At 54.9% G+C, this 25,916-nt stretch carries 22 protein-coding genes and 2 pseudogenes; 12 read left to right on the top strand and 12 right to left on the bottom strand.

Annotated elements, in window-relative coordinates; all coding sequences use genetic code 11:
- Positions 1–25 precede the first annotated feature (25 nt).
- From exaC to ACSIPU_RS17635, 7 genes are all read left to right on the top strand, one after another.
- Positions 26–1,546, top strand: a complete 1,521-nt coding sequence (exaC, locus tag ACSIPU_RS17665) for an acetaldehyde dehydrogenase ExaC (protein ID WP_004114686.1) — start codon at positions 26–28, stop codon at positions 1,544–1,546.
- A 663-nt stretch (positions 1,547–2,209) separates the two neighbouring features.
- Positions 2,210–2,806 (top strand): fimbrial protein, encoded by a 597-nt coding sequence (locus tag ACSIPU_RS17660; RefSeq protein WP_016810044.1) that lies wholly within the window; start codon positions 2,210–2,212, stop codon positions 2,804–2,806.
- Positions 2,807–2,966: 160 nt separating this feature from the next.
- Positions 2,967–3,626 carry a fimbrial biogenesis chaperone gene (locus ACSIPU_RS17655; RefSeq protein WP_032692342.1) on the top strand — a complete coding sequence of 220 codons (660 nt, stop codon included), beginning with the start codon at positions 2,967–2,969 and terminating at the stop codon, positions 3,624–3,626.
- 25 nt (positions 3,627–3,651) lie between these two features.
- Positions 3,652–6,195, top strand: coding sequence for a fimbria/pilus outer membrane usher protein (locus ACSIPU_RS17650; protein ID WP_196557966.1), 2,544 nt, complete (start codon positions 3,652–3,654; stop codon positions 6,193–6,195).
- An 18-nt stretch (positions 6,196–6,213) separates the two neighbouring features.
- Positions 6,214–7,308, top strand: coding sequence for a fimbrial protein (locus ACSIPU_RS17645; protein ID WP_023321480.1), 1,095 nt, complete (start codon positions 6,214–6,216; stop codon positions 7,306–7,308).
- Between the two features lie 154 nt (positions 7,309–7,462).
- Positions 7,463–8,257 (top strand): CatB-related O-acetyltransferase, encoded by a 795-nt coding sequence (locus ACSIPU_RS17640; protein ID WP_115239296.1) that lies wholly within the window; start codon positions 7,463–7,465, stop codon positions 8,255–8,257.
- Between the two features lie 36 nt (positions 8,258–8,293).
- On the top strand, positions 8,294–9,067 hold the full coding sequence (locus tag ACSIPU_RS17635) for a transporter substrate-binding domain-containing protein (protein ID WP_004104727.1): 774 nt from the start codon (positions 8,294–8,296) through the stop codon (positions 9,065–9,067).
- A 15-nt stretch (positions 9,068–9,082) separates the two neighbouring features.
- Here the strand turns inward: ACSIPU_RS17635 and ACSIPU_RS17630 are convergent, their stop codons facing one another.
- On the bottom strand, positions 9,083–10,027 hold the full coding sequence (locus tag ACSIPU_RS17630; RefSeq protein ID WP_195606972.1) for a LysR substrate-binding domain-containing protein: 945 nt from the start codon (positions 10,025–10,027) through the stop codon (positions 9,083–9,085).
- 145 nt (positions 10,028–10,172) lie between these two features.
- On the opposite strand from ACSIPU_RS17630, the pseudogene ACSIPU_RS17625 reads away from it, so the two are divergent.
- Both ACSIPU_RS17625 and ACSIPU_RS17620 read left to right on the top strand, forming a co-directional pair.
- Positions 10,173–10,950 (top strand): annotated as a pseudogene (locus ACSIPU_RS17625) (SDR family NAD(P)-dependent oxidoreductase).
- A gap of 65 nt (positions 10,951–11,015) precedes the next feature.
- A complete protein-coding gene (locus ACSIPU_RS17620; protein ID WP_017145517.1) occupies positions 11,016–12,209 on the top strand; it encodes an MFS transporter in 1,194 nt (397 codons plus the stop codon).
- Between the two features lie 56 nt (positions 12,210–12,265).
- On the opposite strand, the gene ACSIPU_RS17615 is transcribed toward ACSIPU_RS17620, so the two are convergent.
- The 8 genes from ACSIPU_RS17615 to speB all read right to left on the bottom strand — a co-directional run bounded on the left by ACSIPU_RS17615 (position 12,266) and on the right by speB (position 20,058).
- The gene (locus ACSIPU_RS17615; protein WP_004104723.1) at positions 12,266–13,060 is read right to left on the bottom strand and encodes an SDR family NAD(P)-dependent oxidoreductase; all 795 of its coding nucleotides are present in this window, start codon (positions 13,058–13,060) and stop codon (positions 12,266–12,268) included.
- A 74-nt stretch (positions 13,061–13,134) separates the two neighbouring features.
- Positions 13,135–14,067, bottom strand: a complete 933-nt coding sequence (locus ACSIPU_RS17610) for a 2-hydroxyacid dehydrogenase (protein ID WP_196557968.1) — start codon at positions 14,065–14,067, stop codon at positions 13,135–13,137.
- A gap of 5 nt (positions 14,068–14,072) precedes the next feature.
- Positions 14,073–14,801 (bottom strand): class II aldolase/adducin family protein, encoded by a 729-nt coding sequence (locus ACSIPU_RS17605; protein ID WP_064351576.1) that lies wholly within the window; start codon positions 14,799–14,801, stop codon positions 14,073–14,075.
- 3 nt (positions 14,802–14,804) lie between these two features.
- A complete protein-coding gene (locus ACSIPU_RS17600) occupies positions 14,805–16,322 on the bottom strand; it encodes an amino acid ABC transporter permease/ATP-binding protein (protein ID WP_004104714.1) in 1,518 nt (505 codons plus the stop codon).
- 24 nt (positions 16,323–16,346) lie between these two features.
- A complete protein-coding gene (locus ACSIPU_RS17595; RefSeq protein ID WP_004104712.1) occupies positions 16,347–17,150 on the bottom strand; it encodes an ABC transporter substrate-binding protein in 804 nt (267 codons plus the stop codon).
- Positions 17,151–17,159: 9 nt separating this feature from the next.
- Entirely contained in the window at positions 17,160–18,236 is a 1,077-nt protein-coding gene (locus ACSIPU_RS17590) for an isopenicillin N synthase family dioxygenase (RefSeq protein WP_004104710.1), read from the bottom strand.
- Between the two features lie 12 nt (positions 18,237–18,248).
- Positions 18,249–19,097 (bottom strand): sugar phosphate isomerase/epimerase family protein, encoded by an 849-nt coding sequence (locus ACSIPU_RS17585; RefSeq protein ID WP_016810054.1) that lies wholly within the window; start codon positions 19,095–19,097, stop codon positions 18,249–18,251.
- 10 nt (positions 19,098–19,107) lie between these two features.
- Positions 19,108–20,058: an agmatinase gene (speB, locus tag ACSIPU_RS17580; protein WP_024274595.1), complete on the bottom strand. Its 951-nt coding sequence runs from the start codon at positions 20,056–20,058 to the stop codon at positions 19,108–19,110.
- A gap of 115 nt (positions 20,059–20,173) precedes the next feature.
- Here speB and ACSIPU_RS17575 point away from each other — a divergent pair, with 115 nt between their 5' ends.
- From ACSIPU_RS17575 to ACSIPU_RS17565, 3 genes are all read left to right on the top strand, one after another.
- Positions 20,174–21,085: a LysR family transcriptional regulator gene (locus ACSIPU_RS17575; protein WP_020476661.1), complete on the top strand. Its 912-nt coding sequence runs from the start codon at positions 20,174–20,176 to the stop codon at positions 21,083–21,085.
- Positions 21,086–21,381: 296 nt separating this feature from the next.
- On the top strand, positions 21,382–21,786 hold the full coding sequence (locus tag ACSIPU_RS17570; RefSeq protein ID WP_004104699.1) for a hypothetical protein: 405 nt from the start codon (positions 21,382–21,384) through the stop codon (positions 21,784–21,786).
- Positions 21,787–22,223: 437 nt separating this feature from the next.
- A complete protein-coding gene (locus ACSIPU_RS17565) occupies positions 22,224–23,399 on the top strand; it encodes an FKBP-type peptidyl-prolyl cis-trans isomerase N-terminal domain-containing protein (protein WP_435322252.1) in 1,176 nt (391 codons plus the stop codon).
- Between the two features lie 64 nt (positions 23,400–23,463).
- Here the strand turns inward: ACSIPU_RS17565 and ACSIPU_RS17560 are convergent.
- The 3 genes and pseudogenes from ACSIPU_RS17560 to ACSIPU_RS17550 form a co-directional block, all read right to left on the bottom strand.
- Positions 23,464–23,940, bottom strand: a pseudogene (locus ACSIPU_RS17560) (PTS transporter subunit EIIC); the annotation flags it as partial.
- Positions 23,941–24,158: 218 nt separating this feature from the next.
- The gene (locus tag ACSIPU_RS17555; RefSeq protein ID WP_064370222.1) at positions 24,159–24,635 is read right to left on the bottom strand and encodes a GNAT family N-acetyltransferase; all 477 of its coding nucleotides are present in this window, start codon (positions 24,633–24,635) and stop codon (positions 24,159–24,161) included.
- 1,054 nt (positions 24,636–25,689) lie between these two features.
- Positions 25,690–25,908, bottom strand: coding sequence for a hypothetical protein (locus ACSIPU_RS17550; RefSeq protein ID WP_010434242.1), 219 nt, complete (start codon positions 25,906–25,908; stop codon positions 25,690–25,692).
- Between the last annotated feature and the right edge of the window lie 8 nt (positions 25,909–25,916).

Below are 25,916 nucleotides of genomic sequence, written 5' to 3'. Positions count from 1 at the left end.
CAACCCTACATGAAGGAGATTCGCGATGCGTTATGCACATCCTGGCACGCCGGGCGCTTTGGTTTCACTGAAGTCTGCTTACGGTAACTTTATTGATGGTAAATTTGTCGAGCCGATTGGCGGCGAATTCTTTATGAACACCTCCCCGGTCGACGGTAGCAACATTGGTCAGTTTCCACGATCGGATGCCAAAGATATCGACTTCGCCCTGGATGCGGCGCATCGGGCCGCCGACGCCTGGGGCAAAACGTCGGCTCAGCAGCGCGCCAATCTGCTGCTGCAGGTTGCCGACCGTATTGAGGCCAACCTCGAGTATCTGGCGGTGGCGGAGAGCTGGGATAACGGCAAACCGATCCGCGAAACGCTCAACGCCGACCTGCCGCTGGCGGTCGATCACTTCCGCTACTTCGCCGGCTGCCTGCGCGCGCAGGAAGGGAGCACGGCGGAGATTGATGAAACGACGGTGGCTTACCATTTCCATGAGCCTCTTGGCGTGGTCGGACAAATTATCCCGTGGAACTTTCCGCTGTTAATGGCCGCCTGGAAACTGGCGCCGGCGCTGGCGGCAGGTAACTGCGTGGTACTAAAACCGGCGGAGCAGACGCCGCTCAGCATCACGCTGCTGCTGGAGATTATTGGCGATCTGTTCCCGGCGGGCGTCCTTAACGTGGTTCAGGGTTTTGGCAAAGAGGCGGGCGAAGCGCTGGCCACCAGTAAACGCATTGCCAAAATCGCCTTTACCGGCTCGACGCCGGTTGGCCGCCATATTATGGCCTGCGCGGCGGAAAACATTATCCCTTGCACCGTTGAGCTGGGCGGTAAATCGCCGAACATCTACTTTGCCGACGTGATGGAGGGGGAAGAAGAGTATATCGAGAAGGCGGTGGAAGGCCTGGTGCTGGGCTTCTTTAACCAAGGGGAGGTTTGTACCTGCCCGTCCCGCGCGCTGATTCAGGAGTCTATTTACGAACCCTTTATGGCGCGGGTCATGGACAAAGTGGCGCAAATTCGCCGCGGCGACCCCTTTGACACCGGTACGATGATCGGCGCGCAGGCGTCACGTCAGCAGTTCGATAAAATACTCTCGTATATCAAGATCGCTCGCGATGAAGGCGGTACCATCCTGACCGGCGGCGAACGCGCCAGCATCTCTGCCGAACTGGATAACGGCTACTATATTCAGCCGACGCTGATTCAGGGACGCAACGATATGCGCAGCTTCCAGGAAGAGATTTTCGGCCCGGTGATTGGCGTGACCACCTTTAAGGATGAAGCTGAGGCGCTGTCTATCGCTAATCAGACCCAGTTCGGCCTTGGGGCTGGGGTGTGGACGAGGGATACCAATCTTGCCTATCGCATGGGGCGCGGCATAAAAGCCGGCCGGGTGTGGACCAACTGTTATCACATCTATCCTGCGCACGCCGCATTCGGCGGTTACAAACAGTCCGGCGTAGGGCGTGAAACGCATAAGATGGCCCTCAACGCCTACCAGCAGACGAAAAACCTGCTGGTCAGCTACGGTACCGCGCCGCTGGGCCTGTTCTGATCGAAGCCTGCTATTTATTCATTTTTCAATACCGCCCGCAATCTTGTTTGATTGCGGGTTTTTATTCCATAAAAAAAGTACTGTTATTGCTTTTGCGTCCAGCCGCTTGCCGCTTAAAAAAGCTTCTTCCATATTGATTATTAATAATTACTCACGTGATTATTGATTATTCGTTTACGAAAATAAGATTGAACGCAACCTAAGATTAATCCTAATATTTAATAAATGCCGCGTGTGCTCACGGATTTATTGCCGCAAAATAGCGGCTAAATTCGTTGTGTTTGTTAAATTGTGCAATCCAATGTTGCGATTTGATGTTATTGTATCGTGATTTTTGGTTGCGTTAATTAACAAAAAGCGCAATGTCTTTAATATTATTTTTATATGTGAAATAAAACAGCATTTCATTAACATAACAAAATATTGCGATTTGTAATGGGTAGGGATAGTATTTATTTGCTCCCTGAATAAATGGTTAGTCAATTTCGCTAAAAGCACTTTTTATTTTATTACGCATGATCAATTGAGCGGCACGGGTTTTTTCCTGATGGCCTGCGGACGGAACGCCAATACTATTAATATGGAGGATCTGTATGCAGATTTGCGCGGCCTTAAGCCTTAGCGCGGAATCTGTAAAAATATAAGTTAGAGATGAGATAAATAATGAAAACGCAATTTCGTATTATGGCAATGTTTGTCGGTGCTCTGGTGTCTGGCAGCGCATTATCCACGCCTTCACAGCCGGCCAGTTCGGCAATGACCGTGAATCCCGGCTCGAATGCGGGCACGCAAGGAACGGGCGGTCAGGTGGAATTTACCGGCTCCATTACCGACTCCTCCTGTAATGTTGATAGCACCAGCGCGAATCAAAGCGTCGATCTGGGAAAATGGGCGAGCAGCTATTTTACCGGCACGGGTTCAGAAACCACCAAAACCTCCTTTCATATCAAAGTCAAAGATTGTCCTTCCACCGTCACCACCGTCTCGGTGCTGTTTGACGGTACCCGCGATAGCAACAATAGCGATCTACTGGCGATTAACGGTACCGCAAAAGGGGTAGCGATTAAGCTGTATGAAGATGACAAATCGACGCCGGTTGAGCTTGGCGACGTTTCTCGCGGCCATAGCGTTACCGCCGGTGCCAGCGGCACCACTACCGGAACCGCCGATCTCGAATTCTTTGCTGACTATGTCTCGACCAGTGCGGTTACCGCGGGTTCTGCCAACGGTACAGCTAACTTCAATATGGTTTACAACTAATAAAATAAAAGCGGGTAACGCTACGGTTATTAAAGCTTGCCCGGGCCGGGCAAGGCGTTAGCTTCTGCCTGGCTGAAAGACGGGCGCCCTGGTTTATCCATATTTATTATCAGGCTTTGTTACTGATACCCGCTTTTATTATTCCCGGACGGTAATGATTATGAAACGAACGATCGCCGCGCTAGCCTTGTTAATATTATCCACCGCGGCCCACGCCGGTATTGTCATGGGAGGAACCCGGGTAATCTATCAGGAAGGGAAGCGAGAGGCCGCAATATCAGTTACTAATGCAGATAGCCATTCGCCTTATCTGGTGCAATCGTGGGTGGAAAATTATGCGGAGAATAATAAGAGCCGGGTGCCGTTTATCGTTACGCCGCCGTTATTCCGGCTCGATCCAGAACAGCAGAACGTGTTGCGTATTAATTTCATTGGCGCAACGCTGCCCGCGGATCGGGAATCGGTATTTTGGCTCAATGTAAAAAGTATTGCGCCAACGAAAAAAGATGAAGTGAATAAGCTACAGGTCAATATTAAATCAAAATTTAAGATCTTCTATCGCCCGAATGGCCTGACGGGTGACCCAGCCGATGCATGGCGCAAGCTGACATTTAAAATTGACGGCTCGCGGCTGGTAGCACAAAACCCGACGCCCTATTTTGTTTCATTTTTTACCCTTTCGGTGGGCGGCAAGGAGATTACTGAACCCGGCATGATTGGACCCTTTAGCCAGCAAGAGTGGCCGATTCATCGCACCGGCATTATTAAGTGGCGCGCCATTAATGATTTCGGCGGGATGACGGATTTCGCGCAACAGTAATTTTGCTTCGTCTGGTCAGGATATTGTGAAAAATAACCCCTCTGGTATGACTTCCGGTTATACGGCGATCGCTGCGCCAACCGGCGGGATTTCATTATTAGCGACGGTGCCGACGGCGCTTTTCCTGCTTTGTCAAAGCGGCATCGCGCGGGCGGATGAGTACTTCGATCCGGCGGCCTTAGAATTTGCCAATCCGCAGCAAAAGACCGCTGACTTACGCTATTTTGCAAAATCAGGCGGCCAGCAGCCGGGGACTTATTCAGTCAGCATTTGGGTGAATAATCAGGAAATAACCCGGGGCGAGGTGACGTTTATCGACAGCAACGGCGCGCTGCAGCCGCAGTTAACCCCGGCGCAGCTGGCGGAATATGGCGTGAACGTCAGCGCTTTTTCTGCCTTTCAATCGCTGCATGAGGGGCAAGCGTTCACCCACATCGAGCGCTACATTCCTGATGCCAGTAGCCGTTTCGATTTTGCCGATCAGCGCCTGATCTTAAGCATTCCCCAGGCGGCCATGAACGTCCAGAGCCGCGGATACGTGGATCCAGCGCGCTGGGACGACGGTATCCCGGCGGCGTTTGTTAACTACAACCTGACCGGGTCGCAAACCCGGCAGCCGGATGACAATAGCCAATCCAGCTATCTGAACCTACGCAGCGGGGTTAACCTTGGGGCCTGGCGCCTGCGCAACGTATCGTCGATGGAGTACGATCGCACCCGGCGCTGGAATTCGCAGAGCACCTGGCTACAGCGCGATGTGAAATCCCTCAAAAGCCTGCTGCGAATGGGCGATACCTTTACGACCGGCGACGTCTTTGACAGCGTGCAGTTTCGCGGTATTCAGCTAATGTCCGATGATGAAATGCTGCCGGACAGCCAGCGCGGCTTCGCTCCAACGATCCGCGGGATGGCGCATAGTAATGCGAAGGTGACGATATCCCAGCATGGCTACGTGATCTATGAAACGTTCGTCTCGCCGGGGGCGTTTGCAATAAACGATCTCTATCCGACGGCGCAAAGCGGCGACCTCGAAGTCCAGGTGAAAGAGAGCGACGGTTCGGTGCGAACCTTTACGCAACCTTTTTCAGCCGTACCGTTTATGCTGCGTGAAGGACGGGTTAAATACAACCTGAGCGCCGGGCGCTTCCGTTCAGCGCAGCGCCAGGGGCAGTCGCCGACGTTTTTACAGGGCACGCTGTTTTATGGGCTACCGGCTGAATTCACGCTCTACGGCGGTAGCCAGCTGGCGCAGGATTACCAGTCGTGGGCGCTTGGCGTCGGGCGCGGTTTGGGCGAACTGGGGTCGATCGGAGGCGATGCGACGTGGGCAAACACCACAGCGCCGTCGGGAAAGCGCTCGGCAGGTCATTCGGTGCGCGTGCAGTATCAGAAGGATTTTGCCGGCACGGGGACTTCATTCAGTCTCGCCAGCTATCGCTACTCCTCCAGCGGCTACTATGACTTCAGCGAAGCGAATGCGCTTGAAAGCCGCAACGGGCTGCTCGACAACAAGCGCAGCCGCGAAGAAATATCGCTTTCTCAGGCCTTTGGCGGTATCAGCAGCCTGGCGATATCCGCCTGGTCGCAGGAGTACTGGCACAGTCATAGCCGCGATGAAACGCTGCATCTCGGATTTTACAGCGCCTGGCGAGGCGTGACGTGGGGCGTGGGTTATTACTACACCCATTCATCCGATCGACAAAAAGCCGATCGTTCGTGGTCCTTTAATCTGAGCGTTCCGCTTTTCGGCCCGCTATCCGAGAGCGCGATCAGCTACAGCATGACCTCCGACAATAGCGGACGTACTTCGCAGCAGGCGTCGCTGTTCGGTTCGCTTCCGCATCATCCCAATCTCTACTACTCCCTCCAGCAGGGCTACGTTAACGGCGGTCAGGGCAGTAACAGCAGCGCCGCGCTGGATTACCACGGCGGCTACGGAACCGCGCAGCTCGGCTATCGCCACGATAGCGCCAGTCAGCAGCTTACCTGGGGCGCATCGGGCTCCGTTGTCGCCCATCCTCATGGCGTGACGCTCGGGCAGACCGTCGGCGAAAGCTTTGCCATCGTGCGTGCGCCGGGCGCTGCTGAGGTGGCGATTCAGAACGGCAGCAATGTGCATACCGACTGGCGAGGCTATGCGGTGGTGCCTTCGCTGACGGCCTATCGCAAAAACACCATTACGCTTGATACCGAATCGCTGGCCGACGATGCCGATGTCGAACTTGAAGGACAGACGGTGATCCCCGGCGGCGGGGCGGTGGTGCAGGCGAACTACCAGACCCATATCGGCAGCCGCGTGCTGTTTACCCTCAGCGATAGTCACGGGCCGCTGCCGTTCGGCGCCAGCGTTCGCTTGCGGAAAGCTGAAGGCGATCCTGGCGGGGCCCCGGGCGGCATGGTGGCCGACGGCGGGCAGGTCTATCTGAGCGGCATTCCGCAGGAAGGGACGCTGGATGTCGCCTGGAATGCCGACAACATCTCACGGAGATGCGCGCTGCATTTCCATCTTACCGATACCGTACAGCAGAGGCAGAGTCCGGTTAAAACCGTCTCTGGCTTCTGCCAGTAGGTCTGCACAGAGGTGATTTTGCGCATAGTATCGTTTTTATTCCTGCTGATAGCGGGCATCTATAGCCACAGCGGCTGGGCGGAAACCTGCAAAGGGGATATCGGCCAGATGACCGTGAACGTCCAGAATATCAAGTACCTGCCCACGCTGCCGCTGAATACGCAGATGACCGGCGTGATGGCGGATAACGGCAGCGGGATTCATTTCTCCTGCGATCTTCAGGTGCCGAAAGCGGCGGCAAAGCGTCTGGTTTATCGGCAGCTAAAAACGGCCTCATCGCCGCTTTCCATCGGCGGTCAGCACGTGTTCCCCTCGGCGCTGGAGGGTATCGGATACTCACTGGGCTTCCAGTGCAGCGGCGGCGCGGTTCGCTTTATTGACGGCAGCCACGCGGCTGATAATGCGGAATCCGTGACGGTGTGTGACAGCCAGGAGATGGCTAACCTGCTGAACCAGCAGCAGATTGTGGTGAAAGTCTTTGTGACGTTTTATAAGACCGGGGACGTCGCCCTGGTCAGCGGTAACCACGCTAACGTTCCGGCGCAGCCGCAGATTGGCGAACTGACGATCCAGCAGCAGGCCGACAGCCGCGCCGGTTTTGTCGCCAGCTCGCCGGTCACGCTCGATATGGCGGCGCTGAACGTCGATATCGGCAGCAGCGGCAGCTGTCAGGTTTCAACCACGAATATTCACGTTAGCCTGGGGACGGTGAATAAAGCGGAGTTCAAGGGCAAAAGCACCACCGGCGGCAGCGCGAAAAGCTTCTCCATACCGGTCTTTTGTTCCACGCCAACCGATATCCGCATCGGCTTTTTTGGCGTCACCTCACCAGGCGGCGGTACGGATACCCTCGCGTTAAGCAAAGCCAACGCCTCTGCGAGCGGGGTGGGCGTCAGGCTCACGTACGGCAATAACAGCGCCCCGGCGCCTGCGGCAGGGACCAGCGTCAAAATCAACGAGGCCAGCAATCTCCCGGTGCTAAAGCGGATTAACGCCAGCAGCGCCGGCAGCGCGGAGAATATCAACTTCAACGCCCAGTACGTCCAGACCGATGATGCGGTGACCGCCGGCACCGCCAATAGCATGGTGACCTTTGCGCTGGAGTATAACTGACGATCGCAGGCGATAACGGCCCAACGCTTTCGCGTTGTAGCTCACAAAAAAGAGATGTCATAGTGATTTTTCGCGCGGCGAGCGGATCGGTACGCTATCAATGATCGAGAGATGAAGCGGCTGACCGGGAATACTTTGGTGCGGGAAATCGATCATGAAAATCACCTTTGGGGAGCTTAGACCCCTGTTGCAGGCGCAGCGAATTTTTGTCGGCGGGCAGAAGCTGGTCTGCGCCCACGCCTTTTACCGTGACGATCTGCCGATCGAGATACCGGAAAATTTAACCACCGAGGCGTATACCACCTATTGGGGGCGCTGCGGCGAACGGCTGGCCTCATTGGGCGCTTTTAGCTATACGCGAACCCTGCTGCCGGCGCTGATTAAAGTGGGGCGCTACACATCGATTGCCGACCGGTTACAGGTACTTGGCGATCGGCATCCCCTGGAGTGGGCCAGCGCCAGTCCGGTTTTTTATGCCCATCACTCCGGCGTGATGGCGACGCTGGCTGCCGATAGCGGCAGGCCCAACCAGTTTTACCCTTTTGAAAAAACTCCCCGACCGATAACCATCGGCAACGATGTCTGGATTGGCCAGAACGTCACTCTGGCGCAGGGCATTACTATTGGCGATGGCGCAGTTGTCGCCGCCAACGCGCTGGTGGTCAAAGATGTCGCGCCTTACGCCATTGTCGGCGGTAACCCGGCGAAAGTTATCCGCATGCGCTTTAGCGAGGCGATTATCGAGCAGCTGCTGGCGCTACGGTGGTGGCGTTTTTCCGCCCAGGATATTGCCGGCTGTCCGGTTAATCAGGTTGAGCGCTTTTGCGAGCAGCTCGCCGGGCAAGCGGCCGACGGAACGATCTCGCGTTTTTCGCCGCCGGTATTGACGGCATCCATGATTAAAGATTTTATGAACGATAAACAGAATCCGCTGCGCAGCGCAGGATAATCATAAAACGGTTCACATTTGAACAAGGATATAAAGATGAAGTTGAAGTCAGGTATTGCTTTCGTCATCGCTGCTGTCGCCTTCGGCGCCCAGGCGCGCGACATGAACAGCATTCAACAAAGCGGCGAACTTAAAGTCGGCGTACCGGGAGATTACGCGCCGCTGGCGTTTCATAATAAAGCCGGAGAACTGCTGGGATACGATGTCGATATGGCGAAGGATCTCGGCAAGCGGCTTGGGCTAAAGGTAAGCTTTGTGCCGACCAGCTGGCCAACGCTCTCTGCGGACCTGAAAGCGGATAAGTTTGATATTGCTATGGGCGGGGTGACGGAAACTGCGGCCCGGGCGAAGGAATTTGCCTTAAGCCAGCCGGTCGTGCCGAACGGCAAAATTGCGCTGGCTAACTGCGCGGCGGCGCCCGCTCTCGGCAGCCTGGAAAAAATCGACCAGCCAAACGTGAAGGTGGTAGTGAACCCGGGCGGCACCAATCAAAGCTTTGTGGATGAACATCTCAAGCAGGCGCAGATTATTCGGGTGAAAAATAACGTGGATAACCTTGAAGCGCTGCGGCAGAAAACGGCGGATATGATGGTAACCGACCTGATCGAAGGCGTGTATTACCAAAGCAATGAACCGGGCGTGTTTTGCGTGGCCAATGAGCAACCCTTCCCGGGCACCGCCAGCTTCAAAGTCTATATGATGAATAAAGATAACCCGCAGCTGCTGGAAAAGGTAAATCAGTGGCTGGATAGCCAGGACAAAAATGTGCTCAAACAGAAGTGGCGCATCCATGACCAGGTCAACCCATAAAACAACAAAGGTTTTCTATGGCGGGGTCAGCGGCAGAAAATCAGCGTTCCCGCTCTCCGCCAGCACATCGTGAAGCAGCCAGTCATGAAATACCTTCACTTCCGGGCGCATGGCCGCATGCCGGGGCGTCACGATATAGTAGGACCAGCTGAGGGGCCAGCGGTAGGCCGGATGTAGCTGAACGAGCTGACCGGTGGCGAGAAGCTGTTTTACCAGCGCCCGGCGGACAATGGCGACGCCGCGCCCGCTGAGCGCGGCCAGAATGACCGCCGACGTTGAGTTGATATGCAGCCCGCTATCGCGCGCCGCTGGGGCCTGAGCGGCCTGCAGAACCTCCTCCCAGGAAGGAAAACGGGCTCCCGGGTGCGGCGTATCATCGTGGATCAGCTTTTGCTGTGCCAGCCAGTCGCCGCAGGCGGATTTGCCCGCTGGAACGATCAGCGGGCTGCACACCAGCACCGCTTCTTCATCCATTAGCCAGGTTTTATCCACACCGGGCCAGTCGCCGCGACCGCAGCGGATGCCTAAATCCGCTTCGCCGTGGGCAACATCCATCAGCTTTTCCGTAACGTTGAGGCGCAGGTCGATGTTTTCATAGGCTTCGGAAAAGCGGTTTAACCGCTCCATCAGCCAGTTCATCATCAGCACCTGTGAGGCGGTGATCACTACCACGTTACGCGCCCGGCGACCGCGAAGTTTATTCAGCCCGCTTTCCAGCTTATCCAGCCCCTGAGTAATATCCTGCAGCGCCTCCTGCGCCTCGTTCACCAGAGTGAGACGCTCTTTACCGCTGCGGGTGCGGTGCAGCAGCGGATGGCCAACCCAATCCTCCAGCGCCCTGACCAGTTGCCCGACGGCGGCAGGCGTCACGCCCAGCTCTCGGGCCGCGCCGGTAAAGCTGCCGTGGCGGGCGGCGGCTTCAAAAGCGTGAAGCCATTTCAGTCGGTTAAGCGAGCGCATGCTGAATATCCATCAATGAATTTTGGCATGAGTATAATCCATCAAGATAGATTTTCTTTATTGTGACGCGATTTCTTCTCATTCGTCAGCGCGGCTCTGCAAAGGCATGCTTAGGCCATCCAAATCAAGCATAAAGAGGTTAATGATGAACACAGCGTTTGCCGGTAAAAAATTGTTAGTGGTTGGCGGAACCAGCGGTATGGGGCTGGCAACGGCCAGACGGGTTGTTGAACAGGGCGGTCAGGTCGTGCTGGTGGGCAATCAGCCAGCAGAAGGCTGAGCAGGCCCGTCAGGCGCTGGCGGCTGAGGGTAACGTGGAGATCATCGTCGCTGACCTGATGAGCGAAGCGGGTATGGCGCGGGTTATGGAGAGCATCAACGCGAAACATCAGGATATCAGCCTGCTGGTTAACGCCGCTGGCGTCTTCTTCCCGAAGCCGTTCATCGAACATGAAATGGCCGATTACGATCGGTATATGAATCTCAACCGCGCGACCTTTTTTATCACCCGCGACGTGGTGCGCAATATGCTGGCCAATAATATCAAAGGCTCAATTGTGAATATTGGATCGATGTGGGCGCAGCAGGCGATTGGCGCAACGCCGTCGTCAGCCTACTCAATGGCAAAAGCAGGTCTGCATGCGTTGACCAAAAATCTGGCAGTTGAGCTGGGCAGCAGCGGGATTCGCGTCAATGCGGTATCTCCGGCGGTAGTGCATACACCGATATATGAAGCCTTTCTACCTGAAGATGCTGTGAAGGATGTGATGAATAGCTTCGACGGCTTCCATCCTATTGGCCGCGTCGGTACGCCTGACGATATCGCGCAAACCGTAGCGTTTCTGCTTAGCGATAGCACCCTCTGGGTGACCGGCGCGGTATGGGATATTGATGGCGGCGTGATGGCTGGTCGAAATGCCTGATTACGTTCATTATGTCATCCTGGGCGTTGGCATAACGAAAAATGAATTCAGGATAATGAGAATCTATGAGCGCTGAAATGACGTTGCCCGTCAGGCAGCAAAACCAGAATATTGTTCGCCTGGCGACGGCGCAGGCGCTGGCTGGGGCAAACTCGGTGGTGTTCTACGCTACCGGGGCGATTGTTGGCAACGCCATCGCGCCCTCTCCAACCCTGGCCACGCTGCCGATTACCATTTTTGTGCTGGGCATGGCGGCCTGTATTTTGCCGTTTGGCGCGCTGGCCAGAAGGCGCGGACGCAAAACGGTGTTTATGGTCGGGACCGGCGCCGGTATGTTGACGGGACTGCTGGCGGCGACGGCGGTGGTCATGAGTTCGTTCTGGCTATTCTGCATCGCGGCCTTTTTCGGCGGCGCCTATGCGGCGGTGGCGGTTTCCTTTCGCTTTGCCGCTACTGACGGCGTCAGCGGCGAACGGCGAGCGCGTGCGCTCTCCCTGGTGATGGGGGGCGGAGTGGCGGCAGGGGTCATCGGTCCGATGCTGGTGACCGGCACCATGAATCTTTGGCCGCCGCACACCTTTGCCATGACCTTTATTGCTCAGGGGCTGGTGGCAGCGGTATCGGCGTGGGTATTACTGGGAGTAAAAACCGCCGAACCGGCGGCGCAGGCGAAGTCCGGCGGGCGTCCGCTGGGCGAAATTGTGCGCCAGCCCGGGTTTTCCCGAACGGTATTTAGCGGCGCAATCGCCTACATGGTAATGAACTTCCTGATGACCGCCGCACCGCTTTCCATGCATATGCACGGCCTGTCGCAGCAGGCGTCGAATCTGGGTATCCAGTGGCACGTAATCGCCATGTACGGTCCCGGATTTTTCACCGGCAAATTGATCGCTCGTTTCGGCGCCCGGCGTATTAACGCTGCCGGGTTGATTCTGCTGGCGCTCTCGGTGATGGTTGGCCTGGCCGGTATTGATGTTATGCACTACTGGCTGTTGCTGATCCTGCTGGGCATCGGCTGGAATTTTGGTTTTACCGGCGCGTCGACGCAGATTATGGATTTCCACCGACCGGAAGAAAAAAACCAGGTGCAATCGCTGAACGATTTTATCGTTTTCGGCGTCATGATGATTGGCTCATTTTCCTCGGGCGCGTTGATGAACCTCTTCGGCTGGAACGCCGTATTGTGGGGATCGCTGGTCCCGGTTGTGGTTGCGCTGGCGCTGTTGCTGGTCGGCAAAAGGGCAGCGCGCAGGCGCTAACTTTGCTCAAGATAAACGCCTGCGCGCTGAACGTTTTGTTATCCGCGCACAGCGCGTCAGACGATATCATCCACTACGCCGCCATCCACGCGCAGCGCCGCGCCTGACGTCGCCGAAGCCTGAGTCGAACAGACGTAAACCACCATACTGGCGACCTCTTCTACCGTGGCCGCGCGCTGAATCACCGAACTGGGGCGGTTTGCCATCACAAACTCTTTGGCCAACTGCTCCAGTGATTTACCGGTTTTAGCGACTTCATCTTTCATCATCTCGGCAAAGCCATCCGAGAGGGTCGGTCCCGGCAGGACGCTGTTCACGGTGACGCCGCTGCCGGCAACATATTTCGCCAGCCCGCGGGCCAGCGATAGCTGAGCGGTTTTAGTGACCCCGTAGTGAATCATATCCGCCGGGATGTTGCGTGCCGATTCCGAAGCGATAAAAACCACCCGACCCCAGCCTTTCTGTACCATGGCCGGTAGCAGCGCGCGGGAAAGACGAACCCCGGACATCACGTTGGTTTGCCAGTATCTTTCCCAGGTTGCATCGTCGGTGGCATAGAAATCCTGCGGGCCATAAATACCCGCATTATTCACCAGTATGTCGACGCCGTTTACCGCTTGTATCAGCTGATTCACGCCTTCTGCGTCGCTCAGATCGGCTATCGCCGGTCGGGTCTTCGCGCCGGGAACCTCGCTCTGCAGGCGGGCAATGGCCGCATTCACGCTACGCTCGCTGCGGCCATTCACGATCGCTTCCGCGCCGCTTGCCGCCAGACCTTTGGCGATGGCGAAACCAATGCCGCCGGTGGAGGCGGTAACCAGTGCAACTTTCCCGGATAGATCAATATTCATGCTGCCAGCCTTATTTTTTATTGGACAGACCATTAAGCGTAGCAGCGGATATTATGCTTTTGACGTTTTCGGGCTTAATAACCACTCTGTTTGTTCACCCGGTTTTTCAGCGGCAGCGCCCGATGTAGCCGCTGGATGTTGTCCAGCAGCTGGCGGGCGATCGCCTCCGTCTGGGCGATGGAGGCCATATGCGGCGTAATTGCTACCTGCGGGTGTTGCCACAGCGGGTCTTCCTGGGGAAGAGGCTCGACGGGGAAGACGTCGAGCACCGCGCCGGATAACTTGCCGCTATCCAGCGCCCGGATCACGTCCTGGTTCACCATATGCTCGCCGCGGCCGCAGTTTATCAACGCCGCGCCGTTGGGGAGCCGATCCAGTAAAGGGTGGGCGAGGATACCTCGCGTCTGCTCGGTTAACGGCAGGACGTTGATAAGCACATCCAGCTGACCAAGAAATTCACCGGCCTGCGCGTCGCCGTGAAAGCAGCGCACGCCGGCAAGGGATTTCTCGCTACGCGCCCAGCCGGAAACCCGATACCCCATCCCGGCGAGCTGCGAGGCGATATAGCCGCCAATTTCACCGAGGCCCATGACGCCAACGTGATAATCGACCGCCGCGCGCTGCGGATACATCTTCCAGATGCGCTTGCGCTGGTGAGCCAGCGCCCGGTCAAAGCGGCGCTGAAACCACAGCACGCCCCACAGCGCGTATTCAAACATGCCGTGGCGAAAGTCATCGTCAACCACCCGGCAGAGCGGAACATCGCTGGCGAAAATGCTGGCCGGGAGATGATCGACGCCGGCGGACGCTGCCTGGATCAGCTTTAGCTGCGGCGATCGCGCCAGGATCAGCGGATCGGGAAACCAGCAGCAGGCGTATTGCGCCTCGCGAGCGGCGGGGTGGTCAGGCAGGACCGCTTTTGCCTGCGGAAATGGTGCGAAAGCGGCGCAAATCTCCTGGGCATATTGAGGATCGTTACAATCCACGACGATAGTGAACGGAGTCATAGGCGTTAACTCTTATAAGAAGTATCAAGACGGTCGAGGCGACGCAGCCACGCCTGCCACACCAGCTGGCGTTCATGTTCGACTCCCTTCAGCTGCTCGCAGGCGTGCTGGCTCAGGCGATCGGGGATCGTATGAATGGAGCCGAGCGAAGCCAGCTGCGCGGCGGCCATCTGGATTTCACAGGCGCGGTTCAGGTAATACATGATGTAGAACGCGTCGGCGACGGTGCGGCCGACCGACAGCAGGCCGTGGCTTTGCAGGATCAGGGCGATATTCTCGCCGAGCGAGCACTGGATCCTCACGCGTTCATCGAGATCGAAGGCCACGCCTTCATAAGGATGATAACCGACGCGTTGATAAAACTCGGTGCTGATCTGGTTGAGCTGCAGCAGCCCTTCCGCACAGGCGGCGACTGCCATCCCCGGCAGCGTGTGGGTGTGGATCACGCAGTGGGCGTCTTCGCGAGCCATATGGACCGCGCTGTGGATTGTAAAGCCCGCCGAGTTTGCCGGCGCGCTGCCTTCGACGACTTTGCCCTGCATGTCGACCACGATTAAGTTGCTGGCCGTCACTTCATCAAACATCATGCCGAAGGGGTTAATCAAAAATCGCGGCTCGCCGTCGCCGGGCAGGCGAACGGAGAAGTGGGTATAGAGCGTGTCTTCCCAGCCGAACAGCGCCGCCAGACGATAGGCGCCCGCCAGCTGCTGGCGTAATTCCAGTTCAGTTGTCATTTATTACACTCCCATAAATTCACGAATGCGGGCCAGGGACGGTTCGGCGGCATCGCTGCGAATACGCTGCGGCGGCACATCGCTCTGCACGACGCCGTTTTCCATCATCACCACCCGATCAGAAATCGATAAGGCGAAGTCCATCTCGTGGGTCACGATCAGCATCGTCATGCCTTCACGGGCGAGGGACTGAATGACCTTGAGTACTTCGCCAACCAGCTCCGGGTCCAGCGCCGAGGTGGGTTCATCAAACAGCATGATGTCCGGTTTCAGCGCCAGGGCGCGGGCGATGGCCACGCGCTGCTGCTGACCGCCGGAGAGCTGGTACGGGTATTTTTCGGCGTGCGCCAGCAGACCGACGCGATCCAGCAGCCAGAGCGCCTGCTCTCTGGCGGCGGGGCGGTCAAGGAGCTTGTGATAGAGCGGGGCGAGCATCACGTTATCCAGCACCGTACGGTGAGGAAAGAGGTTGAAGCCCTGAAAGACCATGCCGATGCGGCGCACGCCCGCGCGCATTTGCTGTTTATCGATAATGGAGGCGCCCTTCAGATAATCCTCGCCGTAAAGAATGATCTCGCCGCCATCAATGCTTTCCAGAGCGTTAATGGTACGGATCAGGGTGGTTTTGCCGGAGCCGGACGGGCCGATGATGCTGATCACCTCGCCGTTTTCTACTTTCAGGTCAATCCCCTTCAGGACGTGGTGCTGGCCCCAGGATTTTTCGATGCCCTGCAAATCGAGCGCCGGCGGGTTGCCGCGGGCGGACTGCGCTTTTGTTGTCTGCACCGGCGGCTTCAGGTTTTGACGCAGGGTTTCGCATTCCGTTTCATTGAGCGTTTGCGGACGTTTGCGCTGAATATCCAGCAGGTTTTCCAGCGCCCGGAAGAGCCAGGTAAAGGCCGTGACCACCATGACGTAATAGACCGCGACCGCCAGCAGCGTCTCCATTACGAGAAAATTCTGCGCGTACAGGCGCTGGCCGGTCAGCAGCAGTTCCGGCAGCGAAATAACCGACAGAATCGAGCTGAGCTTAATGATAGTGATATATTCGTTGATCAGCGTGGGCAGGGAGATACGAAACGCCTGCGGAATAATAATTAAGCGCTGAATTCCGATAAAGCTAAAGCTTAAGGCATGCCCGGCTTCGCTTTGCCCTTTGGCGACCGAAAGCAGGCCGCCGCGATGGATTTCCGCCATATAAGCCGCTTCGGTCACCGTCATCGATACCAGCCCGGCGATAAACGGAATGCCGAGCAGCGGCTGTGTGGCCGGAAACAGCTGCGGCAGGTTATAGACAAAGACCAGCAGCACCATCAGCGGTACGCTGCGAAAAAACCAAATATAGAGTTCGACGGGAACCTTCAGCCAGCGCGGGCCGGAGAGCTTAGCGCAGGCTAAAAGAAAACCTAATATCAGGCCAATAAACCAGGACAATGAACTGACGACAATGACGGTAATGCACGCCTGCCAGAATGCCCCAACGCTAAATAATGAGAAAAAATATCCCCAATCGAACTCCATAGCGACTCCCGTTTAATTATTGTATTAATTGATGCTTTCTAAGCTGTATTTCTTGATGATGGCGTCATATTTGCCGTTGGCTTTAAGGGTGGCTAACGTTGATTTAATGGCCTCGGCCAGCTCGGTATTGCCTTTGGCGACGTAGATCCCCAGCGGCAGCGGATAGACCAGACGATTTGAGCTAATGGCCAAGCGGCCGCGGCTTTTCTCGACGATAATTTGCGCCGCCGGGGCGATTTCTAACTGGGCGTTGATATTTTTCGACAGCAGGGCCTGGGAGGCTTCCGGCGCGGTGGGGAACTCCTGAACGCTAATCGCCGGTTTACCCTTTTTCAGGCAGTACTCGTCGGAGTGTTTTTTGAGACTGGAAACCCAGGCGGTACCCGCCTGCAGACCGACCTTCACGCCGCACAGTTCATCTTCGGTTTTGGGCTGAATGGTGCTGTTTTTCAGGGCAATAATGGATGCGCCGGACAGGGCGTAAGGAATCGCATCCGCCTGCTTCTGACGCTCGGGAGTCACGTACATTCCGGAAATCACCGCATCGTATTTTTTACCGATACCTAAAATCAGGCTGGTGAATTTCGTGTCGATAAGCTGCGGTTTGGCTTTCAGCTGTTCGGCGATCAGCGCTGCAAATTCCGGGTCGATGCCGACGATATTATTATTGCTGTCGTAGGACTCAAACGGCGGATAGGTCACCTCCATCCCGACCTTAAATACGCCCTCGGTCAGCAGCTCTGCGGCCTGAGTCAGCGGTGAAAAACAAGCGGTGACGGCGATGGTCAAAGCCACACGGCGCGAGAGTTTTTTTAGCGTTCTTTTCATCATTTATCCTCACGGGTTATTAACGGTTTTTTGCTGGGCTTGTTTTTTCAGATGGCCAAAGGTGTTGGTGCCGCGGGCGCGTTCGGGGAGCTGGAGCTCGCCGCGCGTGACTTTCTCGCGCAGGTAGCGATAGGTCTGTAACGCCTGGCTCCACATATGTTCACCAATGCTCAGTTCTTGATACTCGCTGGCTTCGCCCGCCTTAAGGAAGCCCGGCAGCGGGCGGATCAGCGTGTGGTAGTCGCAGGCGAAAAACAGCGGGAAGGAGTAACGTTCCTGCGGCACTTTACGTACGCGGTGTGCTGTTGCAACAAATGTGCCAGCGCTCAGCACTTCCAGCATGTCGCCGATATTGATCACGAAAGCCTCTTCTCCGGTCGCGTTCTTCAGCGGTGGGGCGTCGATCCAGACGCTATCTTCGTTCAACACTTCAAGGCCCGGCTGGTCGGCGAGCAGCAGAGTGAAGCATTCATAGTCGGTATGTGCACCAATACCGGGAACATCTTCGGCGCTGGCGTCAAAGGGGTAGTGGATCAGGCGCAGCTTTGACGGTGGGCAGGTGACCATCGACCTGAAATAACCTTCCGGCAGGCCAAGCGCCAGAGCGAAGGCGTCAAACAGGCGATGTCCAAGGGAGAAGACCGCGTCATACCAGGCCAGTACCCGGGATTGAAATTCGGGTATATCCGGCCATTCGTTGGCGCCAATCAGCGGCGTGTTAGCCACGACCAACGGGTGGTCGTCGGCGGCCTGGAAGCCGATATCAAACGCCTCTTTGCGATCCGGCTTGCCGGAGCCGTAAATCTCTTCGCCTTCGGGAACGTAGCCCTTATGGCTTTTCGACTGTCCGATGTAGTACGCCATCTTGCGCTCCATCGGCAGGGCAAAAATCTCTTTCGCCGCCGCGCGGATGCCGGCAATCAGCTCGGGCGCAATGCCGTGTCCGGTGATGTAGAAAAAGCCGACCTCGCGGGCCGCCTGACCGATGGCGTCGGCCACCGCCTGGCGTCGGGTGAGATCGGCGCAGGTCAGGTCGCTGATGTCGATGGTCGGTAATTCAGTAAAAGAACTTTTTGCAGCGGTCATCTCTTCCGTTCCTTATGCAGTTAGCGAGGTGAATTCGACAAAATGTTGCTGTTCACGCCGGGCCATCCAGGCGTTCAGCGACCAGAGATCGGCGACCGGAACGTTGGTAAACGGCAGGTGATGCAGATAGCCATCGGGGCCAAACTCCGGGGTCAGCGTGGTGTGCTGGTAGCCGCGCCGGCGCTGCGATTGCCAGATTTGCTCCCAGAAGCGCTGTTGAAACCGCAGGGCCGCCTGATATTCCGGCGCGGCCGGGTGTGGCACCTGCGGCCCCTGGTCGTATCCGGCGCGGGCCTGAATATGGTGGACCCGTTCGATAAAGGCGCTGAAGTCATCGCAAGGGTCATCCAGCAGGCGTTCGCTGACCACGATCCAGTGGCTGATATCGGCGGTAAAGCGCAGCTGCGGCAGCTGTTGAATAATCTCCAGCGTCAGCCACGGGCTATACAGCGAGGTGGCGCGATGGGTTTCAAAGCTACAGAGCAGCTCATACTCGGCGGCCAGTTCATGCGCTCTGCCGAGAAAATCCACCTGCTGCGCCAGCGGCCAGCGGTCGTTACCGGCCAGTAGATTGACGAAGCGCGGATTAAGCGCTTTTGCCGCCGCAAAACGTTCTTTTAAGCGCTCCAGATGCTGCGCGGGCGTCTCGGCCTGGGCCGGAATGACGCCGCCGCCGCTGAAGACAATGGCGATATACTGAAGCGCGGACGCTTCGAGGCGCCGGGCCAGCGTTCGCTGCTCTTCTGTCGTCAGCGGCAGTCGCGCTTCGATGCCGCAGCAGCCGACGCTCTGGAGTTCGCTAACCGTTTGCTGCCACGGGGTGGTGACGCCCCACAGCGTGCGAAAGACGTTAAGCTGCATGGTTTTTCCTCTATGGATATTTCACGCCCGGGAGAACGCAGAGCATTTCATACAGCAGGTTGGCGGCCAGCTGGGACGTGTTGCCGCTGACGTCATAGGGGGGCGAGACCTCGACCAGGTCGCAGCCAATCAGGTTCAGACCGCGGCAGCCGCGCACAATTTCCAGCGCCTGAATTGACGTCAGGCCGCCTACTTCCGGGGTTCCGGTGCCGGGGGCCCAGATCGGATCGAGGCTATCGATATCAAAACTGAGATAAACCGGGCCATCTCCCATTTGTTGACGCACTTCGGCCATCAGCGGGGCCAGGGATTTGTGCCAGCACTGCTCCGCCTGAACCAGACGAAAGCCCCGATCGACGCCCCACTGGAAGTCGCCGGCGGCGTAGCCCTGCGCGCGCTGGCCAATCTGGACGACGCGTTTAAGATCAAGCAGCCCCTCTTCGACGGCGCGGCGGAAGGTGGTGCCGTGGGCAATCTTTTCGCCGAACATCTCATCGTTGGTATCGGTGTGGGCGTCGACGTGAATCAGACCTACCGGACCGTGCTTTTTGGTCAACGCGCGCAGAATCGGCAGGGTAATGGTGTGATCGCCTCCGAGCGTCAGGGGGATAAGCGGAAAACTATTTAAACCGGTGTAGTAATCCTCGATAATCTGCACCGATTTGAGCAGACTATAGGTGTTAATCGGTACGTCGCCGATATCCGCCACCGACAGTGAATCAAAAGGCGCGGCGCCGGTAGCCATGTTGTACGGGCGAATCATCACCGATTCGGTACGAATATAGCGCGGTCCGTAGCGCGTTCCGGAACGCTGCGAGGTCCCGATATCCAGAGGGATGCCGACAAATGCGGCATCAAGCCCCTGTAAATCCTCAATAAATGGCAGGCGCATCATCGTGGCGCGGCCGCCAAAACGCGGCATCTCATTGCCACCCTGCGGTTGATGAAAGACGTTATCCATTTCTGCTCCTGAATCTGATATTCAAAACTCAACAGCAGGGATAGTGCGCAAGATGTGCTGGACTTTAAATCGTCCGCCGCAAATACTTAGTTCATTTATCAGTGAACTAAACGCCATGCTTAACGACGCGACGCTAAACATTCGACAGCTCCAGGTTTTTGAGGCGGTGGCCCGCCTTGAGAGCTATGGCCGGGCCCAGCAGGAGCTGGGGATTTCCGTTTCCGCGATCAGCAACGCGATGTCGCAGCTGGAGGGCCAGCTGGGCTTTAGCCTGTGCCAGCGCGGACGCGGCGGCTTTGCGTTAACGGAGAAAGGGCAGCATTTTTTACAGCAGGCGATCCGCGTGCTGAGCGAACTGAACGAGCTGGAGCGCCAGTCGGCGCTGCTGAAAGGCGAGCATAGCGGCACGATTTGCATCTCAACGCTTGACTCCATCGAAACGGAAACCGCGCTGTCGCTGCCGGTGGTGCTGCGCAGCTTTAGCGATAAGTTTCCTAACGTACACATCAAGCTGATTATTCGCACCCCGGCGGAACAGCTGAACGGAGTACTGAATAACCATATCGATCTCGCCATCGGTAGCTACAATTCGCGGGTGCATAACATCATCAGCGAACCGCTCTACCGCGAGCAGCACTGGCTCTACTGCAGCGACCTGCATCCGATGTTCTTTAGTCGCCAGCTCGATAAAGATCTCATCAGCCAGTGTCCACTGGTGACGCGCAGCTACTGGAATACCAGCGATCTGCGGCGGCGCGGGTTCAGCAAGGGCAGCGCCACGGTTGAAACCGTCGATGCGCAGCTGCTGTTGATCCTGTCCGGGAAATACATCGGCTATCTTCCAGAACACTACGCCTGGCCGTGGATTAAAGAGAATCGCCTGCGCGTGCTGCTACCCAATGAGTTTGGCTTTCAATCTCCCTTCTCGGCGATCTGCAAGCGCGGGCGCAGCAATGAACCTTATCTCAAGGAGTTTCGCAATCTTCTGAAGAAGAATACCGTAGCCAGGCCGAAGTGGAGTGCATGAGTTTAGTAATGAATGAGAAACAGCTTATGCCTGATTTTATTGGGAAATAGACCGCTTAATATCAGGCATATAGCAGACGGCACATCATTAACTATATGTTATTAAGAAAAAAATCAGATAAAAATATCGCCTGGTTCCAGGATAATTCCCACTCTGCAATTGGTCAAGAAATAACCTTTTTATGTGTTTTTTCTGAATTACGAGTAAATCCAACCTGTAACGTTGTTTGTTAATTTTTTTTCTGCTGGAATCGAGAAATATATTTTTTGTGCACTATTTTTCTAATGGATGGGAAAATGATAAGAAATAGCTTATTGGCATTGGTGTGTATTTCTGTGGGTGTATTGCAGGGGTGTACTAATATTAAAAAAACAGATAGCGCACTAATAAAGAAAGATGTGAGTCAAACCGAACAGCCTGCACAAGTTCCTGCTTTACAGCAGTGTATCCAGGATGCGGATGCTTTAGTTAAGCTGGATAACAAGTTCCAGAAAGATTCAAGTGAACTCTATGGCTTAATTAACGACGCTAAGTTTTATGCCTCTGTTTCGGGGCAAACCTCAGCCAGCGTAAAATCAACCATTACCCCGCTTTTTGAATATAAGATAAATGATAAGTGTAATAGTATTTCTCAGAAATTAATCAAAGAGTTCGAAACCCGCGCCCGGAAAGCCGATCTTAAAGATGGGCTGACCAGATGATGAGCCTTAAGGGGAAACTGAAATTATACGATCTCAGAGGTCTTGCGATTGTATTTGCTCTCTCTACCCTTTTTGTCATGCTCCCTGCTCGTTCCGAGGGGGGAGACTTCCTTGATAATATCAAGAAACTTGAAATTAAGAATCCGCCGGCCTCAGGCGCCGCTAGCGCGGAGTCGGCCTCGTCTAAACTGAATAACGAGAGCCGTGATAAAAAAATGCCGCCGAAGCAGGATGGCGTCAGCAAAAGAATAAATCAGAGCAATAAAACGCAAAGTACGATTAACGCTCTGCGCAAACAGAATGCGGAGCTGAGCGCGGCAGCCAAAACGGCGGAGAAAAAACTCGCTGAAACAACGCGCGAACTGTCGGCGCAGATCGCCGCGCTGAAGGCACAGAGTAGCCAGGGTGTACAGAAAGAGAGTGGCGATCCTGCCGCGGTGAGCGCGCTGACTAAAAAGAACCTCGAACTGGCCGCCACTGCCGAAGCGGTGCAGCAAAAGCTGGATGAGACCACCCGCACGCTGTCGGCGCAGATTGCGGCGTTAAAGGCGCAGCGTGCACAGGACGAAAACGGGCATAAGAGTACTCTTGAAGCACTGCGCAAAAAGAACGCTGAACTGAACTCCGCTGCCGAAGCGGCGCAGAAAAAGCTGGATGATACGACCCGCACGCTGTCGGTGCAGATCGCCGCGTTGAAAACTCAGAAAGGGCAAAGTGAGAACGCTCAGAAATCAACGATAGACACGCTGATGGGCAAGAACCTTGAACTGAGCGCTGCCGCCGCAATGGCGCAGAAAAAGTTGGATGAGACCACTGGCACACTATCAGCGCAGATTGCCGCGCTGCAAAAGCAGAACGCCCAGGGCGAAAGCCAGCAGAAATCCGCGCTCGACGCGCTGAACAAAAAGAATGCTGAGCTGAGCGCCGCTGCCGAAGCGGCGCAGAAAAAATATGCTGAGTCAGTTGCTGCTTTGAACAATCAAAATCAGAAATTACAGTCTGCCCTTGATAGCCAGGCCATAAAGGAAAGTGAGTTAAAGCTTACTGATAAAAGCATTAAAAATGCCTATGCACTCGGTGTTTTCTATCTGACTCAGGCGCTATCGGATGTGAATAAAATGGCTGACAATGATGTGAAGCTGTCGCCTTCGGCGCTGGTTTCAGGCTTTAACGATGCTTACCATAAAAAGCTGAAAATCAAAGAAGGTGAAATAGAAAACATCGTTAACACCCTTAATGAGCAAATGTCATCTAAGTACGTTGATATTGAAAAAAGAATCATGGCCAAAATTAAAAATAAAAAATATGAGGTTTTGCCTAATGGTGTCTATTTCGTGATTGATAAACAAGGGAAGCAAGCTTACAAGCAGAATGAGTCCTTATCCCTGAATATACTGGAGAAAAAGCTTGATGGTACCCCGATACTCAATACGATGAATTCCAGGATGATATACGACAAACAAATCGATCCCCTGATGGCCAAAGTTTTATCTGCGGGCTTAAAAGGCGGCGCGGTCACGCTATATGGTCAGGCTGGTTCGCTGTACAGCACGACGCCCGCTGACATAAATCCTGATACGTTAATCTCAATTACCTTTGAACTCATTCCCTGATCGTCGATAGCGGGCACCGGCAGATTGGCGCATTCGCAGGGTGGCAGGCCGAATACGTAAGATTCATACCCGTAACCGATATAAGACTGTAGCCCGAAAGCGCGCCGGTGAGGATCCCGGCGAAGACCCCCATCTTAAGCACCTGGCCGCCCAGCACCATGCTCTGGCCGGCTGCTTTCATCTGTTCCGGCGCCGCGAGCTGGCCCTGCAGCTGCAGTGTGATATTCATGGCGTTGATAAAGACGATAAACGTCACCAGGCCAATGAGCGCCGCGTAGCCTTTATCGCGGGCGGCCAGGCCTACGGGGATCCCAATGGCGAAGATCAGCGCCAGGTTCACCAGTACCGATACCGCTGATTTAGCAATGAGCTGGCCGATATTCTGAATTAAAGGATGGCCGAGCAAGGGCAGATATTCCGCAAGGTTGCCGTCGCCCAACACGTTGCCAAAAGCGATAAACAGACCCACTATCGGCAAGATAAGTACCGGCCCATAGAGGGATTTTCCAAAGTTTTGTAGGGCGTTCACAGCTCGTTTCATGGTTATCTCTCTTATAGAACTGCGCACAGGGTGCGTCACAGGCATAAAACTAGCAGGATGAAGGGGCGGTAAGCCATTTATCTAATTGTTTTAAAAACAAATGACGCGGAAAGTAGCATGTGACCTTCCGCGGTGTGAACGAGGTAACAGCAGATTAATCAGAGAAATTTTTGTCGGGATAGAGGTATGTGAGTATGACAAGCTGAAAGTAGGGGGAATTAATGAGCGGGTTGTATGTTTAAAACAAAAATCTGCTCATCATCCTCCGTGCAGGAACAGGAAAATCCGAGTTTGTTCAGTAAATTTATTGAGGGAAGATTATCTGCCACAACGCCGGCTTTTACGGCTAAAAAACCTTGCTGCTTACACCAGTCAATGACCGCCATCGCAGTTTCAAGGGCGTAACCCTGACCTGCATACCGCGGGCTAACGGTGTAGCCAAGCCAGATGATGTCGTTTTCTTGTTTTAAGTAGAGATCGCCAATCAAAGTCCCGGTCGCGGTATCGATCGCCGCGAGCTGCATGCCCTGCGTAAGAGAAGCGTTTCCCAGCAACGCCTCGGCATAAGCTTCCTTTGTCAGGCCCTTAAACCCCTGGTACTGCATCCATTCGGCATCGTTGCGATATGCCATAAAAGGCTCGATATCATCGGCGTTAAACGGTCGTATCACGCAGCGTTTTGAGTAAATATTCAAAATTGATCCTGTGAAAATGGGGCGTGTAACGTCTTTTTCGCCATCCTGCGACGTAAAGCCCGTGCAATGCCGATGAGTGCCAGAGAGCATAATCGAATCTCAACTCAGGATTGTCTTTTATTTGCGTCAATAAATGCAATGTGAAGCCGTCCCTTTTCATCTGGAAACGGAAGGTAGACGAATACAGGATTGAGAAGCAGGCCGCCACCAGGCTTCTCATCCGGGGCGGATCAATGTGGTCTCCGGTTCCGGAGCATGCTGAACCGCTGCAGTAACGAGTGTCGCGGCCACTTGTGGTGCGGAAACAGGCAGGATGAACAGCGGGGAAGTATGCAACCAGCGTTACTGGTAAGGATTTCGAAATAAAAGAGCGAATGTGGCGAACGGCCAGAGCGTAAACCCGCTGGATTTGATGATTAGCTCAAGGCCATCCCCATCAGGAAAACTTAGTGCGCTTTAATGAGAATGTCTGATTTTATCTCATTGAATAAAAAGTGTTTTTTTTCTGACGCACAGGCTTAGTTTTAGGTTCCACAAAAACACTAAAGCTTTATGAGGTGCCTGACAAGGTGCCTAAAAGGTTCAGATTTGATTAGTTGGCATCTGACTTCGCGGGACAAATTGAGTGCACAAAAAAGCCCGCAGGGCTTGCGCCGTACGGGCTCTTAGGACTTCATCGGATGACTCTGGTAATCACCGATGGAGAATTTTGGTGGGCTGGCGGAGTCTGAATTGGTTGTGTAATTCATTGAATTAATTTGAATAACTGCTAGTTCAACTTTTCTTAGGGGCCTATTTGGGTGCCTAAAAGTTTTTTCTCCCTTTGATGAGAAAGAAGACGAGATAGGGACTGTGCGTGGTGATATCTAGTTGAGTCGTCACACTGAAAAACAGATTTGACCTGGTAACCATTTCTTGCGCAGCAAACGCGCCGCGCATATACGGTTTGGGCTTACCTTTTATCAAACGCTTAGACTACTATTCGCCTGCGAAATTTTTTGGATAAAAGCCATCATCACCAATGCAGCATCGAAAAATGCTTAATTAAAAATGCTCACGCCTGCATCCCCTTACCCCGTGCCAGGTTAATTCTTTCAACGCATTCCTTAAACGCTTTAAGTTGCTCCGTAGAGAGTTCAGATTCATCAATTTTGACCAGAAGAGCGTTGAGAGAGCGTTCAATATCATTTTTAATTAACCGTAAGCAGATAACCTTAACCCAACGTGGAGAGAGCTTACTGAGGCCAATTGCTCTTGTGATTTGTAATTTCATGCGATGCC

The sequence above is a fragment of the Klebsiella sp. HN106 genome (genome assembly GCF_051209435.1).
Lineage (GTDB): Bacteria > Pseudomonadota > Gammaproteobacteria > Enterobacterales > Enterobacteriaceae > Klebsiella > Klebsiella oxytoca.
Note: the sequence above shows the minus strand (reverse complement) of the source record. Positions and strands in the feature narration are given on the sequence as shown.

Coding starts and splice junctions, on each gene's coding strand:
- exaC (WP_004114686.1), top strand. CDS start 26: ATGCGTTATGCACATCCTGGCACGCCGGGCGCTTTGGTTTCACTGAAG.
- ACSIPU_RS17660 (WP_016810044.1), top strand. CDS start 2,210: ATGAAAACGCAATTTCGTATTATGGCAATGTTTGTCGGTGCTCTGGTG.
- ACSIPU_RS17655 (WP_032692342.1), top strand. CDS start 2,967: ATGAAACGAACGATCGCCGCGCTAGCCTTGTTAATATTATCCACCGCG.
- ACSIPU_RS17640 (WP_115239296.1), top strand. CDS start 7,463: ATGAAAATCACCTTTGGGGAGCTTAGACCCCTGTTGCAGGCGCAGCGA.
- ACSIPU_RS17635 (WP_004104727.1), top strand. CDS start 8,294: ATGAAGTTGAAGTCAGGTATTGCTTTCGTCATCGCTGCTGTCGCCTTC.
- ACSIPU_RS17630 (WP_195606972.1), bottom strand. CDS start 10,027: ATGCGCTCGCTTAACCGACTGAAATGGCTTCACGCTTTTGAAGCCGCC.
- ACSIPU_RS17620 (WP_017145517.1), top strand. CDS start 11,016: ATGAGCGCTGAAATGACGTTGCCCGTCAGGCAGCAAAACCAGAATATT.
- ACSIPU_RS17615 (WP_004104723.1), bottom strand. CDS start 13,060: ATGAATATTGATCTATCCGGGAAAGTTGCACTGGTTACCGCCTCCACC.
- ACSIPU_RS17610 (WP_196557968.1), bottom strand. CDS start 14,067: ATGACTCCGTTCACTATCGTCGTGGATTGTAACGATCCTCAATATGCC.
- ACSIPU_RS17605 (WP_064351576.1), bottom strand. CDS start 14,801: ATGACAACTGAACTGGAATTACGCCAGCAGCTGGCGGGCGCCTATCGT.
- ACSIPU_RS17600 (WP_004104714.1), bottom strand. CDS start 16,322: ATGGAGTTCGATTGGGGATATTTTTTCTCATTATTTAGCGTTGGGGCA.
- ACSIPU_RS17595 (WP_004104712.1), bottom strand. CDS start 17,150: ATGAAAAGAACGCTAAAAAAACTCTCGCGCCGTGTGGCTTTGACCATC.
- ACSIPU_RS17590 (WP_004104710.1), bottom strand. CDS start 18,236: ATGACCGCTGCAAAAAGTTCTTTTACTGAATTACCGACCATCGACATC.
- ACSIPU_RS17585 (WP_016810054.1), bottom strand. CDS start 19,097: ATGCAGCTTAACGTCTTTCGCACGCTGTGGGGCGTCACCACCCCGTGG.
- speB (WP_024274595.1), bottom strand. CDS start 20,058: ATGGATAACGTCTTTCATCAACCGCAGGGTGGCAATGAGATGCCGCGT.
- ACSIPU_RS17575 (WP_020476661.1), top strand. CDS start 20,174: ATGCTTAACGACGCGACGCTAAACATTCGACAGCTCCAGGTTTTTGAG.
- ACSIPU_RS17570 (WP_004104699.1), top strand. CDS start 21,382: ATGATAAGAAATAGCTTATTGGCATTGGTGTGTATTTCTGTGGGTGTA.
- ACSIPU_RS17550 (WP_010434242.1), bottom strand. CDS start 25,908: ATGAAATTACAAATCACAAGAGCAATTGGCCTCAGTAAGCTCTCTCCA.